Raw genomic sequence first — 14,210 nt, 5'->3', positions numbered from 1 at the left:
TGGTCGTCTCGGGGCTTTCGCGCCCCCACCCACCACCGGAACCATCGAGGGAAGCGCACATTGAACGAAACCTTGCTGCAGACGGCCCTCCAGCTGCACGACGCTGGACTGTGCGTTCTCCCCGCCGCCGTCGACGGCAGCAAACGGCCCGCCATCTTCTGGAAGCCCTACCAGCACGAGCGGTCCAGCCGAGACCAGATGGTGGAGTGGTTCTCTGGCGACAGGGCACAGGGCCTCGGCGTGGTCTGCGGCGCTGTCTCCGGCAACCTGGAGATGCTGGAGTTCGAGGGCCGCGCCGTCGCCGACAACGTGCTCGGAGAGTACGGGCAGCTCGCCGAAGCATCCAGGCTCGGCGAGCTGTGGAAGCGCGTCACCACCGGCTACGTCGAAGTCACGCCCTCCGGCGGCATCCACCTGCTCTACAAGGTCGCCGACAGCACGGTCGCCGGGAACACGAAGCTGGCCCGACGGCCCGCCACGCCCGAAGAGCTCGCCGCCAACCCCCAGGACAAGGTCAAGGTCCTGATCGAGACGCGCGGGGAGGGCGGCTGGGTCGTCCTCGCCCCCAGCGCGGGCACCACCCACGAGACCGGGAAGCCGTGGCAGCTCCTGGCCGGCGGACCCGACACCATCGCCTCCATCACCGCTGAAGAGCGTGACGCCCTCCACCAGCTGGCCGCCACCTTCGACCGCATGCCCAGTCACGTACCCGCTGATCAGCCGTCTTCCCGGATCCGGGAAGACGTCGCCGCGCCCGGCCAGCTCTTCACGCAGCCCGCGCCCGCATGGGACGACGACGAGGGCGTCTCGCCCGGCGACGACTTCACCGAGCGCACCACGTGGGACGAGATCCTCACCCCGCGCGGCTGGACGCGCATCTACACCGACTCGTCCGGGGTCACCTACTGGTGCCGCCCCGGCAAGAGCACCGGTATCTCCGCGACCACCGGCCGCGACGGGCTCGACAACCTGTACGTGTTCACCACGTCGACCGAGTTCGAGACCGAACGGCCCTACTCAAAGTTCGGCGCCCACACGCATCTCACCGAAGGCTCCACCAGCCCGGCCGCGCTCTCGGCCGCCGCCTCCAAGCTGGCCGCCCAGGGGTACGGCCACCGCGTCGAGCGCACCATGCCCGCCCCCGCGGTCGCCCCGCCGCCCATCGTCGGCAACCTCGCCCCAGTCGTCGAGCTCCACCCCGACGGGCCGCCGCCCCTCCAGATCGTGGAAGAGAGGACGTACGCCCAGTCCGACGACGGCAACGCCCTCCAGCTCGTCGACAGGTTCGGCGACGTCATCCGCTACTGCCCCGAGCGTGGGCGTTGGCTCGCCTGGACGGGCACCCGCTGGGAGTGGCAGCCGATCGGCGGCGGCCTGGTCCGCGAGTACGGGAAGAGGATCGCCCGCGGCCTGCCCGAGGCCGACAAGCTGGCCGTCGCCCACAAGCGGAAAGCGCTCGGCGCGGTCGGCACTGGCGCCATGCTCGCCCAAGCCCAGACCGACGTGCGAATCGTCATCAGCTTCGACGAGCTCGACAACCAGCCGTGGGAGCTCAACACGCCCTCGGGGATCGTCGACCTGCGCACCGGCACGCTCGGCCCGGCCGACGCCACCAAGCTCCACACCAAGGTCACCGCCTGCTCGCCCGACGCGGCCGCCGACCCTGCGCGCTGGCATGAGTTCCTGGCCGACACGTTCGGCGGCGACACCCAGCTCGTCGCCTACCTGCAGCGCCTGATCGGGTACAGCGCGACAGGGTCCGTAGCGAAGCACGTCTTGCCCTTCTGCGTCGGCACGGGCGGCAACGGCAAGGGCGTCTTCCTTGAGGCCTTGGTCGCGGTGCTCGGCGACTATGCGACGACTGCGCCGAGCGGCTTCCTCATGGCGAAAGCCTCCATTCAGCATGAGACCGAGATTGCCCGGTTGGCCGGTATGAGAATGGTCGTCTGCAGTGAGGTCGCGGACGACGATCGTTTTGATGAAGTGAAAGTTAAGCAATTGACGGGCGGCGACACACTAACGGCCCGGTTTATGAGGCAGGACCATTTCACTTTCAAGCCGTCACACCATTTGTGGCTCATGGGAAACCACCAGCCGTCCGTACGCGCTGGTGGTCGAGCCTTTTGGCGGCGCCTGAGGTTGATCCCGTTCCTGCATGAGGTCGAGCCCGAGAAGGTGGTCGATGACCTGCAAGGAATCCTTGCCGGTGAGCACGGCCCGGCACTGCTCGCGTGGATCGTGGCGGGGGCGGCCGCCTACCACCAGGGCGGCCTCGACGAGCCCGAGACGGTCAAGGCCGCCACGGACGAGTACGCCGCCGACCAGGACACCGTCTCCAGGTTCGTGGCCACCCGATGCCACAAGGCGGCCTCCGACCAGGTGCAGATCAACGTCACCAAGTTCCGCGAAGCCTACGAGCGTTGGTGCTTCGACGAGGGAGAGATCCCGGTGTCTCCGAAGAAGCTCACGATGGAGCTCACCCGCCGGCACGGGGTCGGCGACGCCCGCTCCTCGACCGCACGCTTCTACACCCGGATCACCCTCCTCGCCGAGGACCGTGAGGGCGATGACGGATCCGTCACGCCGATGACGGATCCGTCATCGCGAGGCTTCACCCAGCCGGACGACGGCGACAAGATCGGCGGGCCGGGATGGTGAACCGCGTGACGGATCGCCGTGCCGATGACAGATCCGTCATCGCGAGAATTCGCTGTCTGACCTGCAAGGATCCGCCACCCGCGTTCAAGGTCATGACGGATGACAGTTTTCCCATCGTTCCCTCCTTACGCGTACGTGTACGCGCCCGCATGCGTGCGCACACCAAGGGTGGAACACAGAGAAATCTGTCATCTGTCATCGGGCGGTCGGAATGATCTCCAGCCCGGCCGTGCTCGACAGCTGCCCCCGATGCGGCGGCCTGATCTTGGTGGCGCACACCGACGGCATCCCCGCCCGCGCCGACGCCGCCCCGCTCGACCCCCACCAGGAGCTGGCCGCCATCCTCGACGGCCGGTTCACCTACGACGTGCAACCCCTTGGCCTCCCCCGAAAGCCCTACCTGATGTACCGGCACAGTTTCCGAATCGCGCGATCCACCCGCGAATGGAAAGTCGTCGCCACCCACAAATGCCCGCCAGGCCCACACCGCCCGACCATTCGCCAACCGCCCACCACCCTCGTCATCCCGTACGCCTCGGCCAGCCCCGATATCCCGCCATTCTGAGGAGACCGCATTGAGAGACGAAGTTGTGGCAGACCTCGAATGGGCAGCCGAATACTGGCCCGACCTCATCGAAATGAGGATTCCCGGCACCCGCCGGCCATGGCGGCAAACCGAGCTCACCCCCGAGGTGATCGCCGAACGCGACGAGCGCGACCGCATCGAACGCTTCGAGAGGTCGAGGCTGTCCCTCGGCGCCTCCCCGGCCCCGCTCGATATCAGCGTGCTGCAGACGGTGCTCGACCTACTCGTCCAGGCCGACGACCTCGCCGCCCAGGTGGCCGACCTGCTCGGCTACGAAGAGCTGCCGCCGCCTGGCCCGGGGGAGATGGACGCCCGCCCGTACCTGCTTTTCGTCGCCCGCCGCGTTCTCGACGTCGGCGACGAGCTGTTTGTCGAGCACGTCGCGAGGATCGCACGCACCATGGTGGACAGGGTCGCCCACAGCCTGTGCATGGTCTACACCGGGCAGGCGCTCGACGTCGAATGCCCCTGGTGCCACCAGCCCGACGCATGGAGAGTCCGCGAATTGCCCGGCGGCCAGGTCGCCATCGTCTGCGAAAGCAGCGTGGTGTGTGAGCCGCCGACCAGGGAGGTGGGCACGTGGTGGGGAGGCCGGCCAGTGTGGCCGATCCAGGACTGGGAACGCCTCGCCCGGCACATCCAAGCGGCCGAAGAACGCGCCGCGTAATGCTTCACAGTGCGTCGCATTGCTTCTACCTGCGGGGGAAGGTATTATCCACAGGCATGAGGCGCAGCATGCCCTAATCCAGCCCCGCCACAGCGCGGGGCTTCTTCATGTCCGGGGGTGAGCACGTGTGCCTCAGGGAAAGCCCCTCAACGACAAGGCCCGCGCGGCCATCCTCCGCGACATTGAATCCGGCGAGAAGTCATGCCGCAGCATCGCCACCGAACACGGAGTCGCCCCCTCCACCGTCGCGAAGATAGCCCGCGACAACGGGCTCGGCTTCGAACGTACGAAGACGAAGAACGCGACTGAGGCGAAGAAGGCCGACAACGCCGCCCTCCGCGCGTCGACGTCCCGGCGCTTCCTGGAGGAGGCGAACCGGTTCCTTGACGATCTGCACAAGCCTGCGCTCGTGTGGAACTTCGGAGGGAAGGACAACACCTTCAACTCGAAGGAGCTCCCGGCCCCGTCGACTGCGGACAAGCGGAACCTGATCGTCAGCGCGGCCACCGCGATCGACAAGCACCTCGTCATCGAGAAGCACGACAGCTCGGGTGAGTCGCACGCGGCGGTTGACGCCTGGTTGACGGAGATGACGGGCCTGTGAACGTCACCCCCTTGGTGGGTAAGCAGCGTGACAGCGTGCTCCACGCGACCGCGCGCCTCAACGTGTGGGACGGCTCAGTCCGATCCTCGAAGACGATCAGCTCGCTGATGAAGTGGCTGAAGTTCGTCAGGTCGGCCCCGGCCGGCCCCCTCCTCATGGTCGGCAAGACCGAACGCACCCTGAAGCGGAACATCATCGACCCCCTGGTCGAGATGCTCGGTGAGAAGCGCTGCAAGTTCGTGGCCGGCCGCGGCGAACTCCACCTGCTCGGCCGCCTGGTCTACGTCGTCGGCGCCTACAACGAGGGATCCGAGGACAAGATCCGAGGCCTGAGCTTGGTGGGCGCGTACGTCGACGAAGTCTCGACGATCCCCGAGTCGTTCTGGGTCATGCTGCTCACCCGGCTCTCCATCCCCGGCGCCCAACTCTTCGGCACAACGAACCCGGACGGTCCGCAGCACTGGCTCCTCGTCGACTACCTGGACCGGGCCCGCCTGTGGATCGACCACCAGGGCCAGCTCCACCGCAACGACGACCCCGACACGCTCAACCTCCACCGGTTCTCGTTCAAGCTGGCCGACAACCCGAACCTCACCCCCGAATACGTCGCCGACGTCTCCAGCGAATTCACCGGACTCTGGTACCGGCGCCTCATCCTCGGCGAGTGGTGCCTGGCCGAGGGCGTCATCTACGAGTCGTGGGATCCGGCCCGGCACGTCGTCGCCGAGCTGCCCGGCATCTCGCAGTGGTTGTGTGTCGCCCTCGACTACGGGACGACGAACCCGTTCCATGCCCTCGCTATCGGCCTGGGCGTCGACGGGCGCCTGTACGTGGGCCACGAATGGCGATGGGACAGCAAGAAGCAGCGCGGCTCGCTGACGGACGCCGAGTACTCCGAGCGTGTGCGCGCCTGGATCACCAGCCTCGGGATCACGCCGACGTACTGGATCGTGGACCCGTCCGCGAAGAGCTACCGCGTCCAGATGCACCGCGACGGCACCAACTCGACCTTGGCCGACAACGAGGTCGTTGACGGCATCCGCGACGTCGCGAGCCTGTTCGCCACAGGCCGTCTCCGCGTCTCTGCGGAGTGCAAGGAGCTGATCAAGGAGATTCCCGGCTACGCCTGGGATCCCGACGAGTCCGAGAAGGGCGAGGACAAGCCGCTCAAGGTCAACGACCACGGCGTGGACGCCTTGCGGTACGGGATCAGGACGACGCGCAACATCTGGCACGGCCAGCTCGCGCCGCCGTCGAAAGCCGCGTGAGCACTGCTCTACTGATCATTAGCTTTTGGGAAGTTCTGTTCTCCCAAGTTTCACATCCAAGATCACCGAGCCCCTTGGAGTCCCCCATGCTCGACTTCAGCGCCGCCCTCACCGTCCTCAAGAAGGGCGCGAAGATCACACGCAGTGGATGGAACGCCACCGGACAGTACGTCGTCCTCCAGCCTGGCTACCCGGACGGGATCGCCATCAACGCGAACACGGCTGAGGCCACGGGCATCCCAGAGGGGACCGTCCGTGCGTTCCGCCCGTACCTGATGTTGCACACGGCAGACGAGTCGTTCGTGCCGTGGCAGCCCACGGTGAGCGATGTCCTAGCCGAGGACTGGATGTTCGCCACCGCTGACGGTGTGATCACCTGGGCTGACGGGAAGCGCGCGTGACACCCGAGCTGGCTGCCGAGAAGGCCGCCCACTGCCTCGAACTCGCAGCCGACAACATTCTCTGTTCCGAGGCCGTCGCCAACCAGGTCGCGATCGCCGACGCATGGACCCGGCTGTACACCGCGCTCCACGACTCGCCTCCCGTGAGCCCCGACTTCGCCGAAGCACTGAGCCGGGAACTGGACGACCTGACGGCGGGATGGCCGAAGCTCGCGCGAGACCCGAAGCCTCCCGTCACCGACGTGCTCCACCCACTCCAGGACGAGATCGTGGTGTACGGCAAGCCCTACAAGATCCTCGAATGGGACTGGCAGCAGCACGACCTCAACGGGACCGCCTCGCTCAGGCTCAAGCTGGGCAGGTTGGGGGACTGACCTGATGATCTACGTGGACTCCATGCCGGAAGCGCTCCGCACGATCACCGTGCCTGAGGGCCCCGCACTGCTGTTCGTCACCGAGGGCGCCGCCCCCACGATCTGCATCATCGACCGCGCGAACCCGTCCGGTCTGCAGCCGCGTGACCGCGCGATCTGCCGGGCCCTCCTGGTGTACGCGCTCGAGCAAATCGACAAGGTCACCGACGACTGAGAGGACGTGTCATGCCGCTGCCGAGCGGCGGCATCTGGCCGCCCCGACACCTCGCCCCCATCTACCAGCACTACACCGTGCTCGACACCTGGTACCAGGGCGACGCCGAGCGTCTCGCCGCGCTGTACGGCGACGCCCGCGGCACCTCCACGACGATCCCGGCCAACCGACCGAGCCAGTACCGCGGCGGCATCGTGGGCGCGTTCGCCCGCACCTTCTGGGGCGCGCCGACCCCAGCCGGCGAGAAGCCCACCAAGCTCCACGTCCCCATCGCGAGCGACATCGCCACGATGTCGAGCGACCTCCTCTTCAGCGAGCCTCCGAGCATCACGGTCGAGAACCCGCAGACGCAGGAGCGCATCGACGAACTCCTGCCCTCCCTGCAGGCCACCCTCCTTGAAGGATCCGAGGTCGGCGCCGCCCTGGGCGGCTACTACCTTCGCTGCGTCTGGGACACCGACGTCGCCGAGAAGCCCTGGCTCGCCGCCGTGCATGCCGATGCGGCCGTGCCCGAGTGGCGCTGGGGGCGCCTCTACGCGGTGACGTTCTGGCGCGTGATCGAGCAGCCCGACGACAAGACCTGCGTCTGGCACCTCGAACGGCACGAGCCTGGCTTCATCCACAACGGCCTGTATCGGGGCGCGGTCGGCGACCTCGGCAAGCAGCTGCCGCTCACCGCGCACCCCGAGACCGCCGGCCTCCAGCCGTCCATCGAGACCGGGCTCACCCGCTGCACCGCCGTCTACATCCCCAACATGCGGCCGAACCGCACGTGGCGGAACTACCCGGCCGGGGCGAACCTCGGCCGCTCCGACTTCGACGGGCCCGTCCTCGGGTTGATGGACTCGCTCGACGAAACCTGGACCAGCTGGATGCGCGACATCCGGCTCGCCAAAGCCAGGCTGATCGTTCCCGACTCCTACCTCCAGTCGATGGGCAAGGGGCAGGGCGCCTACTTCGATCCCGACCGGGAGATCTACGAGGCTCTCTCCGTGCTCGGCGGCGACGACCGCATGGAAATCAGCGCCCAGCAGTTCGCGATCAGGGTCATGGAGCACAAGGAGACCCAGGCCGAGCAGCTCGCCGCGATCCTCCGCGCCACCGGCTACAGCGCCCAGAGCTTCGGCCTGTCCGGCGAGGTGGCCGTCACCGCCACCGAGGTCGCAGCCAAGGAGCGGCGCTCGCTCGTCACCCGCGGGCGCAAGGCGCTCTACACCGCGCCCGAGCTCGCCTCGGCGATCGAGATGCTGCTCACCCTCGAAGCGTCCATCTTCCCGACCGGGGTCACCCCCGAGAAACCCACCGTCGTCTTCGGCGACAGCGTCAGCCCCGACATGATGCAGCTCGCACAGACCGCCGAGCTCATGCGCAGGGCCGAGGCCGCGTCCGACGAGACCCTCGTCAGACTCCTCCACCAGGACTGGGACGAAGAGCAGATCCAGGCCGAAGTGCAGGCGATCGCCGACGCCCGACCGGATCCGATGGAGGATCCGTTCGCGCTGCCCGGCGAGATGACCGGCGACGAGGGCAATCCCGAGGACCCGGCGGCGAAGGACGGGCCGCCCCGCCGCGAGGAATGATGGGCGCATGGATGACCTGATCGCGTTCCTACGGGCCCGCCTCGACGAGGACGAGACCCTGGCACAGGCCGCCATAAGCGCGCTCGGTGCCGCTGACGGGAACCCAGGGTGGCCGGACTACGAGACGTTCAGGACCCCTGCGCTGGATACCGCAGAGGAATACCTGGAGCGCTTCCAGCCCGCCCGTGTCCTTCGTGAGGTCGAAGCCAAGCGGCGGCTAGTGGAGCTCCACCTGCCGGAACCTCTCAGTGAGACGGATCGGCAGCTATTCGGCTTCACGCTGAAGTGCGCCGGAGAGTCGTGGGTGTGTTACGGGGATGGGGAGGACATCGTTCCGTGGCCCTGTGACCACCTCAAGCTGCTCGCCCTGCCGTACGCCGACCACCCTGAATACCGCGCGGACTGGCAACCATCAACCGAGAGTTGATAGTTCGAGGAGGTCCTTGTGGCCGTCGACCAGGACCTCCTCGACCAGATCGCCGCCTCCGTCGCCGATCTCTACCGCGAGGTAGAGGCCGCGCTCGTCAAGACGGTCGCCCAGCGGTTGCGCGCCGACCTGCCCCTCCCGAGCCCGTTCCAGGAGACCAAGCTCGACGCGATCAGGAAACTGCAGGCGTCGGCTCGTCTGATCGTGGCCAGCCTCCAGGCCACCCGCGCGCGCATCATCAGGCAGGCGATCGCCGACGCCTACCGATCCGGCGGGGATGCAGCGGTCGCCGACCTGCCCGCATCGTGGTTCCCCAAGTCGGGCATCGGCCAGCAGGCGCGCGCCGCCACCGCGGTCGTGCCGAACGCGCGCGTGGTCGAGAACATCGCCCAGGCGCTGCACCGCGACGTCGGCCGCGTCGACGCCAACATCCTGCGCGCCCCCGTCGACGCCTACCGCGCCGTCCAGGCCGGGGCCGCCGCCCGCATCATCACCGGCAGCTACACCAGGCGGGAAGCCTCACAGGCCGCGTGGTCCCAGCTGATCGAGCGGGGCATCGTCGACTTCACCGACCGCGCCGGCCGCCGCTGGAAGCTCAGCTCCTACGTGGAGATGATGGCCCGCACCAACGCGCAGAGGGCCGCGGTCCAGGGCCAGACCGACCGCCTGGAGTCGATCGGCATCGACCTCGTCTACATCAGCGACAACGTGCAGGAGTGCAAGATCTGCAGGCGATACGAGTCGCAGGTGCTCAGGCGCGACGCCGGGCCGACCGGGAAGATCCAGGTCGAGCACGCCACCCGCGACGGCGAGATGGTCACCGTCGACGTCATCGACACTCTGCCCGGCGCTATGGCGAAGGGGCTATTTCACCCGAATTGTAGGCATTCGGCCAGCGCCTACCTGCCCGGCGTCACGAAGCTGAAGACCGGCACCGCCGACCCCGAAGGGGACAAGGCCCGCCAGCGGCAGCGCTACCTCGAACGCAAGATCCGGGCCGCCAAGCAGCTGGAGGTCGGCGCGCTCGACGAGCCCGCGAAGAAGGCCGCCCGCGTCAAGGTCCGCGCCGCTCAGGCCGCGCTCCGCGACCACCTCAAGGCCCACCCCGACCTGAAGCGGCTCCCGTACCGCGAGCAGATCGGCGCCGGCAACATCCCCCGCGGCGAGGCGCCCGGCGGACCCATCACCCCGCTGCAGCCCCCCGTCCAGGGCCAGCTACCGGCCACGCCATCCTCGCCCGACGCCGACCAGGGGCGCGTCCAGGCCGAGAAGGCGGCAGCGCGAGCGGCCGCTGAAGTCAAGGCCAAGCAGGAAGCCGAGCGTCAGGCCGCCGAGCAGAAGGCGAAGCAGGAGGCAGAGGCTAAGGCCCTGGCCGAGGCGAAAGCGAAGGCCGAAGCCGAGGCCAAGGCGAAAGCCGAGGAGGCCGCGAAGAAGGCCGCCGAGGAGGCCGCGCGGAAGGCGGCCATCGAGCAGGCCAAACGCGAGGCCGCCGAAGCCGCCCGCCGCGCCGCCGCCGAGAAGGCACGCCAGGAAGCCGCCCGCAAGGCCGCGCCTGGCATGCGCCACGGTGTACGGCACCGCACCAACCAGGCCGGACTCGACTGGGCCCACACCCAGCTCCCCTCCATCCGAAACCTGCCCGCCGAACAGCGGGAAGCCATCGTCGACTACACCGGCTTCGACTACACGCTGATCAACAACGGGCTCCGCGGCGAAAAGCTCACCGCCGCCGAACGCATGCGGTTCGACCGGCTCGTCTCCAACATCGACGCCGCCTTCAACTCCTCCAGGGCGCCAGAGCCTGTCCTCGTCCACCGGGGAACCGACAGCGGCTACAGCCGCAACGGGCTCGGCGTCGACATCTTCCAGCCAGAACAGATGTATGCCCTGGTCGGCAAGACGTTCAAGGAGGCGGGCTTCTGGTCCACCAGCGTCGGCAAGGGCGAGAGGGACGGCAACCAGATCCAGCTGATGATCCGCGTCCCCGCCGGGTATCCGATGCTCGACGTGATGCCCATCTCCAAGTACGGCGAGGACGAACTCGAGGTGCTTCTCCAGCGCGGCGCCCACTATGTCGTGCATGCTGTCTATAAGCAGCTCGATAACTGGGTGCTCGAAGTCGAGATCGTCTCAGATGGATGGACTCCACCGCCCGGTTGGAAGCCCGACCCGTACGGGCCCGACGATGGGCCAGGCAGCGAGAAGGGAGCATGATGGCGGATCAGCCGTTCACGCATCCCCGATGGGGGCCCGGCTCGCTCCTCCCGGAAGAGATGTCATCGCCGCCCGGCTACTCACCTATCGCCCAGGGCGAGATAAGGAAGGCCGAACTCCGCGACCGCGACGGGCGCCTGGTGGGCCACGTGTGGACCGACGACAAGCAGGCGGCCGGATTCCTCCCCGCCGAGAAGGCAGGGTCGGCCGGCACCACCGCAGCCTCCTACGTGTGGGTGCTGATGACCGAGTGCGCGGCGCGCGACGTGCCCGCCTCCGAGCTGCTCGACCCGGCCCTCTACATGCCGGACTACGAGCTCCGCGCCTGACGCCCCGAACCACCTGATCTCCCACCGCACCCTGCGGTGGTCCCCGCCCCGGCGAGACGCCTCGGCGGGTTTTCGGCATGCCCGGCGTGACGCCCGGCGTCCCACCTGAAGGAGAGCAGCCGCATGGCTGACGACACCACCACCGACGACACCACCCAGGACACCACGGCGGACGAGACGTCCACCAGCACCGATGACCTGGCCGGGCTGAAGTCGGCCCTGTCCTCCGAGCGCGAGCAGCGCAAGGCGGCAGAGAAGCAGGCCCGCACCAACGCCAAGGCCGCCGAGGAGCTGGAGAAGCTCCGCACCGAGTCGATGACAGCCCAGGAGAAGGCCGTCGCCGAAGCCGAGCAGCGCGGCAAGACCACCGCCGCCGTCGACTACGGCAAGCGCCTGGCCGCCGCCGAGTTCAAGGCCGCGGTCGCAGCGAAGGGCCTCGACCTCGGCGAAGCGCTCGACCTCATCGACACCACGAGGTTCGTCGACGAGCAGGGCGACGTCGACGAGGCCGAGATCAAGAAGGCCGTCACCAAGCTCGCCAAGATCGCCGCTTCTCGCGGTCCTGGCCAGTCCGGCGGCGACTTCGGCGGCGGCAACGGCAACGGGGCCCCGCCCAAGAACCTCCACGAGCAGATCGCCGACGCCGAAGCCAAGGGCGATTGGAAAGCGGCGCGTCAGCTCAAGACGCAGCTCATGTTCACAACCCAGTAGACGACCAGGGCCAGGCCGAAAGCCTGCCCGATCTCGACCAGAGAGGATGACACCCCATGGCGGGTATCACCGGGCAGGGCAACACTTTCGGCCTGCCGAACTACGTCGGCGAACTCTTCGCAGCCACCCCGACCGACACCCCGTTCCTGTCCGCGATCGGCGGCCTGACCGGCGGCGAAGCGGCCAGCGCCACCCTGTTCCCTTGGCAGGGCTACGACCTGCGCGACGCCGCCGACGACAGGCAGCGCGTCGAAGGCGCGCCCGCACCCACCGCCGAGGAGCGGGTGCGGTTCAACGTGTACAACGTGGTGGAGATCCACCAGGAAGCCCTTGAGCTCTCCTACACCAAGCTCGCCGCGACTGGTCAGTTCGCCTCGACCGGCTCAGCTCACGCGGGCGCCGTCGGCGTTTCCGGCAGCAACCCCGTGCTCAACGAACTCGACTGGCAGATCGAGCAGCACCTCAAGCAGATCGCCCGCGACGTCGAGAAGAGCTTCATCACGGGCACGTTCGCCAACCCCTCCACGAACGCCACCCCGCGCAAGACCCGCGGCATTCTGGAGGCCACCGCGACCAACGTGTCCACGCACGGCACGCTCGTCGGCACCGCGACCATCGCCACGAACGGCAACTTCACGCTCACCGCGCACGGCCTGGCCGTCGGCGACCAGGTCACCCTGACCACGCTGACCACCGGCGCCGTCGGCGTCGTCAAGACCGACACCCTCTACTACGTGGCCACCGCGGCCGACGCGAACACCTTCACCCTCGCCACCCGCCCCGGCAGCAGCGTCATCACGTTCGCCGGCACCGGCGGCGCCACCGTGTACGAGGCGACCCCGCTCACCGACGCCTTGGTCTCCAACCTGCTGCAGCAGGTGTGGGAGAACGGCGGCATCCAGGAGTCCGAGACCGCCACCCTCATGTGCGGCGCCAGCATCAAGCGAGCCCTCACGAAGATCTACATCACCGACCGGAACTTCCAGGAGCAGACCCGCAACGTCGGCGGTGTCAGCGTGATGACCATCGAGACGGACTTCGGACGGCTCAACATCATGCTCAACCGCCACATGCCGACCTCTACTCTGCAGGTCGTCTCCCTGGAGGAGTGCACCCCGGTGTTCCTGCCGATCCCCGGCAAGGGCTTCCTGTTCGTCGAGGAGTTGGCCAAGGCGGGCGCGGCGGAGAAGCGCCAGATCTACGGCGAGATCGGCTTGCGCTACGGCAACGAGCGCGCGCACGGCAAGCTGCTGCGCGTCGGCGCCCCTGCAGGCGCCTGATGGTCGCCGCTCGCTGCGAACGCTTCCCCGAGGGGGAGGCGTTCATCCGCACCACGGCCGGCATCGTCCTCTTCGTGGACGGTGTGGCCGAGGTCGAGTCTCCCGAGCTCGTTGAGGCGCTGCGCGAGGTGCCTGACGAGTTCGGGATCAGCGTGGAGAAGCCTTCAGAGCCGCCCCCGCCGCCCCCGCCGGCCCCGGCACCCGAGCCAGAGCCTGAGGTGGTCGACGGGGTGCCCGTCGAGCGCCCCGCCCAGTCCGCGTCGAAGGCCGCCTGGATCGAGTGGGCCGCCTCCCACGGCATGGACCGCGACCAGGCCGACGACCTGACCAAGGCCGAGCTGATCGAGCTGGCCGACCAGCTCGCAAAGGAGTAGCTATGGCGCGCGTCGTCATCACCAGCCCCACCGTCCCGTCAACCGCCGGCGTCGCGGTCACACCCACAACCTTCATCGCCGATGGGATCGCGATCCCGAACGGCGCCAAGCGCGCCGTCCGGATCACAAACGGCTCCGCGTCCAGCGTGAACATCACGGAGAAGTTCGGGCCGGCCGCCGCCGTCGACGGTGTCGCGCCTGCTGACCGGGTCATCCCGCTCGCCGCCTCGGCGACGAAGTGGTTCGGCCCGTGGCCGGGCGCGTACGCCCAGGACGACGGGGCGGTCTACATCGACGTCTCCCTGCCGACCTCGGTCACGTACGAGGTCGTGGAGATCACCCCCAAGTAAGGGGTCCATGAACGCGCGGGCAGGCGTGGGGGCTATGAGGGTGCGCCGCCTGCCTGCGTCCTACTCCTGGCTGTCCCGTACGCGACCAGTGGGGATATCACGCCCGCTGCGCCTTACGGGCCGCGTTGGCGTCGCGGTGTAGGGCGGGGAACTAGCCAGCCCGCAGCGGCGGG

Annotated in this window: 16 protein-coding genes; all 16 read left to right on the top strand. The window is 68.3% G+C overall.

Annotation, left to right across the window (positions count from 1 at the left end; translation table 11 throughout):
• Positions 1 to 60 precede the first annotated feature (60 nt).
• The 16 genes from ACFXJ8_RS11980 to ACFXJ8_RS11905 all read left to right on the top strand — a co-directional run bounded on the left by ACFXJ8_RS11980 (position 61) and on the right by ACFXJ8_RS11905 (position 14,037).
• Complete coding sequence (locus ACFXJ8_RS11980) at positions 61 to 2,658, top strand: phage/plasmid primase, P4 family (RefSeq protein ID WP_379643864.1); 2,598 nt, start codon at positions 61 to 63, stop codon at positions 2,656 to 2,658.
• 211 nt (positions 2,659 to 2,869) lie between these two features.
• Positions 2,870 to 3,223, top strand: coding sequence for a hypothetical protein (locus ACFXJ8_RS11975; RefSeq protein ID WP_379643863.1), 354 nt, complete (start codon positions 2,870 to 2,872; stop codon positions 3,221 to 3,223).
• Between the two features lie 10 nt (positions 3,224 to 3,233).
• Complete coding sequence (locus ACFXJ8_RS11970; protein WP_379643862.1) at positions 3,234 to 3,911, top strand: hypothetical protein; 678 nt, start codon at positions 3,234 to 3,236, stop codon at positions 3,909 to 3,911.
• Between the two features lie 127 nt (positions 3,912 to 4,038).
• Positions 4,039 to 4,515, top strand: a complete 477-nt coding sequence (locus ACFXJ8_RS11965; protein WP_379643861.1) for a hypothetical protein — start codon at positions 4,039 to 4,041, stop codon at positions 4,513 to 4,515.
• Complete coding sequence (locus tag ACFXJ8_RS11960) at positions 4,512 to 5,783, top strand: PBSX family phage terminase large subunit (RefSeq protein ID WP_379643860.1); 1,272 nt, start codon at positions 4,512 to 4,514, stop codon at positions 5,781 to 5,783. Before ACFXJ8_RS11965 ends, ACFXJ8_RS11960 begins: the two co-directional genes overlap by 4 nt.
• 86 nt (positions 5,784 to 5,869) lie before the next feature.
• Positions 5,870 to 6,184 (top strand): DUF2829 domain-containing protein, encoded by a 315-nt coding sequence (locus ACFXJ8_RS11955; protein ID WP_379643859.1) that lies wholly within the window; start codon positions 5,870 to 5,872, stop codon positions 6,182 to 6,184.
• Positions 6,181 to 6,558 (top strand): hypothetical protein, encoded by a 378-nt coding sequence (locus tag ACFXJ8_RS11950; RefSeq protein WP_379643858.1) that lies wholly within the window; start codon positions 6,181 to 6,183, stop codon positions 6,556 to 6,558. The genes ACFXJ8_RS11955 and ACFXJ8_RS11950 overlap by 4 nt, the downstream gene beginning before the upstream one ends.
• Positions 6,559 to 6,562: 4 nt before the next feature.
• Positions 6,563 to 6,772 (top strand): hypothetical protein, encoded by a 210-nt coding sequence (locus ACFXJ8_RS11945; protein ID WP_379643857.1) that lies wholly within the window; start codon positions 6,563 to 6,565, stop codon positions 6,770 to 6,772.
• An 11-nt stretch (positions 6,773 to 6,783) separates the two neighbouring features.
• Positions 6,784 to 8,352, top strand: coding sequence for a hypothetical protein (locus ACFXJ8_RS11940; protein ID WP_379643856.1), 1,569 nt, complete (start codon positions 6,784 to 6,786; stop codon positions 8,350 to 8,352).
• 7 nt (positions 8,353 to 8,359) lie between these two features.
• Positions 8,360 to 8,779, top strand: coding sequence for a DUF6221 family protein (locus tag ACFXJ8_RS11935; RefSeq protein WP_379643855.1), 420 nt, complete (start codon positions 8,360 to 8,362; stop codon positions 8,777 to 8,779).
• An 18-nt stretch (positions 8,780 to 8,797) separates the two neighbouring features.
• Positions 8,798 to 10,993, top strand: coding sequence for a phage minor capsid protein (locus ACFXJ8_RS11930; protein ID WP_379643854.1), 2,196 nt, complete (start codon positions 8,798 to 8,800; stop codon positions 10,991 to 10,993).
• Positions 10,990 to 11,322: a hypothetical protein gene (locus ACFXJ8_RS11925; RefSeq protein WP_379643853.1), complete on the top strand. Its 333-nt coding sequence runs from the start codon at positions 10,990 to 10,992 to the stop codon at positions 11,320 to 11,322. Before ACFXJ8_RS11930 ends, ACFXJ8_RS11925 begins: the two co-directional genes overlap by 4 nt.
• A 123-nt stretch (positions 11,323 to 11,445) precedes the next feature.
• Positions 11,446 to 12,033 carry a hypothetical protein gene (locus ACFXJ8_RS11920; protein ID WP_379643852.1) on the top strand — a complete coding sequence of 196 codons (588 nt, stop codon included), beginning with the start codon at positions 11,446 to 11,448 and terminating at the stop codon, positions 12,031 to 12,033.
• Between the two features lie 56 nt (positions 12,034 to 12,089).
• Entirely contained in the window at positions 12,090 to 13,313 is a 1,224-nt protein-coding gene (locus ACFXJ8_RS11915) for a DUF5309 family protein (RefSeq protein ID WP_379643851.1), read from the top strand.
• Positions 13,313 to 13,687, top strand: a complete 375-nt coding sequence (locus tag ACFXJ8_RS11910; RefSeq protein WP_379643850.1) for a hypothetical protein — start codon at positions 13,313 to 13,315, stop codon at positions 13,685 to 13,687. The genes ACFXJ8_RS11915 and ACFXJ8_RS11910 overlap by 1 nt, the downstream gene beginning before the upstream one ends.
• A 2-nt stretch (positions 13,688 to 13,689) precedes the next feature.
• The gene (locus ACFXJ8_RS11905; protein ID WP_379643849.1) at positions 13,690 to 14,037 is read left to right on the top strand and encodes a hypothetical protein; all 348 of its coding nucleotides are present in this window, start codon (positions 13,690 to 13,692) and stop codon (positions 14,035 to 14,037) included.
• Positions 14,038 to 14,210: the final 173 nt, after the last annotated feature.

This window comes from Nonomuraea sp. NPDC059194, from assembly GCF_042754765.1.
GTDB lineage: Bacteria > Actinomycetota > Actinomycetes > Streptosporangiales > Streptosporangiaceae > Nonomuraea.
Note: the sequence above shows the minus strand (reverse complement) of the source record. Positions and strands in the feature narration are given on the sequence as shown.

Excerpts from the sequence above, each read along its gene's own strand:
- ACFXJ8_RS11920 (WP_379643852.1), top strand. The coding sequence starts at position 11,446 with ATGGCTGACGACACCACCACCGACGACACCACCCAGGACACCACGGCG.
- ACFXJ8_RS11935 (WP_379643855.1), top strand. The coding sequence starts at position 8,360 with ATGGATGACCTGATCGCGTTCCTACGGGCCCGCCTCGACGAGGACGAG.
- ACFXJ8_RS11925 (WP_379643853.1), top strand. The coding sequence starts at position 10,990 with ATGATGGCGGATCAGCCGTTCACGCATCCCCGATGGGGGCCCGGCTCG.
- ACFXJ8_RS11905 (WP_379643849.1), top strand. The coding sequence starts at position 13,690 with ATGGCGCGCGTCGTCATCACCAGCCCCACCGTCCCGTCAACCGCCGGC.
- ACFXJ8_RS11975 (WP_379643863.1), top strand. The coding sequence starts at position 2,870 with ATGATCTCCAGCCCGGCCGTGCTCGACAGCTGCCCCCGATGCGGCGGC.
- ACFXJ8_RS11945 (WP_379643857.1), top strand. The coding sequence starts at position 6,563 with ATGATCTACGTGGACTCCATGCCGGAAGCGCTCCGCACGATCACCGTG.
- ACFXJ8_RS11910 (WP_379643850.1), top strand. The coding sequence starts at position 13,313 with ATGGTCGCCGCTCGCTGCGAACGCTTCCCCGAGGGGGAGGCGTTCATC.
- ACFXJ8_RS11955 (WP_379643859.1), top strand. The coding sequence starts at position 5,870 with ATGCTCGACTTCAGCGCCGCCCTCACCGTCCTCAAGAAGGGCGCGAAG.
- ACFXJ8_RS11940 (WP_379643856.1), top strand. The coding sequence starts at position 6,784 with ATGCCGCTGCCGAGCGGCGGCATCTGGCCGCCCCGACACCTCGCCCCC.
- ACFXJ8_RS11915 (WP_379643851.1), top strand. The coding sequence starts at position 12,090 with ATGGCGGGTATCACCGGGCAGGGCAACACTTTCGGCCTGCCGAACTAC.